At 41.2% G+C, this 3,037-nt stretch carries 4 protein-coding genes; all 4 read right to left on the bottom strand.

Annotated features, from left to right (window positions below; genetic code table 11):
- Positions 1-191 precede the first annotated feature (191 nt).
- Positions 192-1,820: an IS1182 family transposase gene (locus AC37HE_RS03685; protein WP_500781432.1), complete on the bottom strand. Its 1,629-nt coding sequence runs from the start codon at positions 1,818-1,820 to the stop codon at positions 192-194.
- A gap of 113 nt (positions 1,821-1,933) precedes the next feature.
- Entirely contained in the window at positions 1,934-2,275 is a 342-nt protein-coding gene (locus AC37HE_RS03680) for a hypothetical protein (RefSeq protein ID WP_500781431.1), read from the bottom strand.
- 102 nt (positions 2,276-2,377) lie between these two features.
- Positions 2,378-2,704, bottom strand: a complete 327-nt coding sequence (locus AC37HE_RS03675) for a contact-dependent growth inhibition system immunity protein (RefSeq protein WP_500781430.1) — start codon at positions 2,702-2,704, stop codon at positions 2,378-2,380.
- 115 nt (positions 2,705-2,819) lie between these two features.
- Positions 2,820-3,037 (bottom strand): hypothetical protein (locus AC37HE_RS03670; RefSeq protein ID WP_500781429.1); only part of this gene is annotated, 218 nt, incomplete at its 5' end.

Genomic DNA, 3,037 nt, shown 5'->3' with positions numbered 1-3,037 from the left:
CTAACGAGTCTGCAGAAAAAGCCCTTTTTGAAGTCTTTACTTCTGGTCCGGCGCTTGGTTGACTTTTTCTACGGGATTACTTGGTTGATAGCCGCATGTTCTGCGGCTTCGGTTTGCCGGTCTTTGGGTCTACCGGCTTTCTTTTGATGGGTTATTGTTTATATTTCCCATTACCGAATAGGCCTTGAGACCTATCCGCTATCGAATGCTGGGCCGAAACGATGGATCTTTAGCAAATTGTGAACGATTGAAAACAGTTTCCACTGAGTGTTAACCTTATTTTTACCACGCATTGTAAAGCGATTCAATTTGAGAATGTGCCGCATATTCGCAAAAACTGGTTCGACGGTTCCAATTCTTTTACTGTATATGGCACGACCTTGTTCAGAATCGATCTTATTTTTCATAAGTTTGGTATAGGTCGCCACATCACCCTTTGTCCGGCCTGTAAAATAAGCCACCTGACGGACTCCATTCCCTGATGGATTCCTCAAACACTTTTTTCTCAATTTACAAGGTAAACAGGCTGATTGCGGGCCTTTGAACCGAAAATTATGCTTTCCTTTGGTGTATGCATTCGATCCGCTCTTGTGAAGACGCTTCCCGGCTGGGCAGATGCAGTAGCTCATATCATCGGCGAATTTAAAATCCTTGGTAGGGAATGTAGAGCGGCTTCCTGTCCTGGCGGTGTTTTCTTTTCGGGTTCGTTCTTTGTATTTATCGACCTCTGCAAATTTCGGGTCACGTTTTCTAAATTGGGTGTCAGCTACATAGGCATCGATGTTTTCCTTGGCCAGCATCTTCATGTTAGCTTCGCTGTGAAACCCTGCGTCCGCGGTAATTTGAGCCTTCTTACAAATTTCCCCTTTTATTCCTATAGCTTTGAAGTTCTCGTTTACCCCTTCTATCATTGGTTCTAAAAGGTCGTTTTCCTGTGCCTGCCCAAAAGCCTCCGCATGGACAATTACCTGGTACTTATCATCCACCGCAGCGACACCATCGTAGCCCTGAATAACCCCCTTCGAGGTCTTCATTTTAGCACTTTCATTGTCGGTAATGTTGCTGTTGATGGGCTTTCCGCTTTTGCCGATTTTATCCTTTTCGGTTTTGAGAAAGGTCTCTATCTTCTCGATACTCTTGTTCAGGGTTTCAATGTATTGTTTTTCCTGTTCGCGAAAATTGCTTTCGTTACCGTCGTTGTCCGTATTTCGATGTTTATTAAGAATGTAGGCGATGGCCTTCTCCATCTTTTCCTTTTTCTTTTTGAAGCTCTTGCGGGTGCCGCTCCATTCCTTGGATGCATTGGACGGCATCTTGCACCCGTCTATTGCGAACATGCTTTTTCCAATCAGGCCAATTTGGTTACAGTATAGTAGAACATCCGTGAAAATATCGTTGACCTGGTCTTTCATGATCGAAATGAAATTGGAAATCGTCGTGAAGTGTGGTTTCGTATCTGCTGACAATGCCATGAAAACCACGTTTTCTTCACAGGCTTTTGCGATGTCTCTGCTTGACACAATGCCTCGTGAATATGCGAACAAGATGATCTTCAGAAGGATAGAAGGATTGTAGGCTGGGGCGCCTGTTTCATCGTTCTTAAAAAGATCTTCAAAGCATGACAGATCAACCTTGTTATCTATCAAATAAGATAGTGTGTATTCGAAAGTCCCTGGTTGAATCTGTTTATGAAAGCTTACCGGCAAAAGTTTTGATTGGCTGTAATCGTATTTCTTGTATTTGGCCATTTGGTTTTTGTCTTCTTCAGGTGAGGTGTCAATGACAAATTCTGAAGAAGTATTTATCTTAAAAACGCCCATTTTACAAGCCTTTTAGCGGTTTTGCTATACTTTTTCTACAGTCTCAACGTGCTGGTAACTTGCCGGGCGCGTCGTTTTGCCCGGTCAAGTTCACCTGTTGGTTCGGTGCGCCTTTATCTTCGAGCACCTGTTTTCCAAAGATGCTCAATACAATAGGCGACACCTTTAACTTGTTTTTCATGACATCCAGCCCATTGACATTCAGAGTCCGTTAATCCTCCACGACTTTTAATGAGAAGTTGCATTCGTTGTTCTATTGTATCCAGGCTTTCCCAGTTTTCTCTTACTGCCACCCTGTGAACAACTTGAAATTGATATTTGTCCCATTCATCAATTGCCCACATTGTCCCGCAGTGAGGACAGGAGTAAAGACGTATCCAATTTGCAGTATCCTCTTGTTGAAGTTCCTTTTCAAATCCCTTTGGCCCTTCATCAAGATAAAATATATCTGGCAATTTAGAACATTGACATATCATCTGTTTTTTACACCGAACGTGCTGGTAACTTGCCGGGCGCGTCGTTTTGCCCGGTCAAGTTTACTAGCTGGTTATATTTCTTTAGGTACAATCTTTTTCTAAACAATTTATCCAATTTTGAATTGAAGATCTAAGGTCAATTTTTCTGTCCCACCATGCTGCTCCGAGCCTATGCCAGGCATTTACTAAGCCACCTTGTTTTTCCCCTGGATATTCTTCTAATAGCTTTATGAAACTTTCACGTAATTCTTTTTTTTGTTCCTCTGAAAGGGAGTTAAAAATTATTTGCGCAAATTCATCTGGGCTTTCTTCCATTAAATCAAAGTCTTGGTGAAACCAGGATGCAAAACCTTTAATTATGCTAATCGATCCGTCAATTAAAACATGTGATTTGATAATTTTATTCATAGCTTTTTGTGTATACAAATCAAAAATATAACGTGCTGGTAACTTGCCGGGCGCGTCGTTTTGCCCGGTCAAGTTTACTATCTGGTTATGCAACATTTAGTGATTACAACGCAAATCATGTGACAGCAAGCAGAATTGCAGCAACAAATATTGGTGCAATCATCAGTTTTAGAGTGTTTGGCTTTATAAAAACAATCATAGCCCTTGTCAGAAATAGTGTGACGAAAAAGAAACTGATTCTCCAAATCATAAGATAAAAATCGTTATCAGGCTCATCGAAAAATTCTTTGATTAGGAAATTAAGAAACAATAAATTTCCTATGAGGAGCAATG

This window comes from Mangrovibacterium sp. (assembly GCF_059905295.1).
The sequence above is the reverse complement of the archived record's forward strand: the minus strand, read 5'-3'. Positions and strand labels throughout refer to the sequence as shown.

Coding starts and splice junctions, on each gene's coding strand:
- AC37HE_RS03675 (WP_500781430.1), bottom strand. CDS start 2,704: ATGAATAAAATTATCAAATCACATGTTTTAATTGACGGATCGATTAGC.
- AC37HE_RS03685 (WP_500781432.1), bottom strand. CDS start 1,820: ATGGGCGTTTTTAAGATAAATACTTCTTCAGAATTTGTCATTGACACC.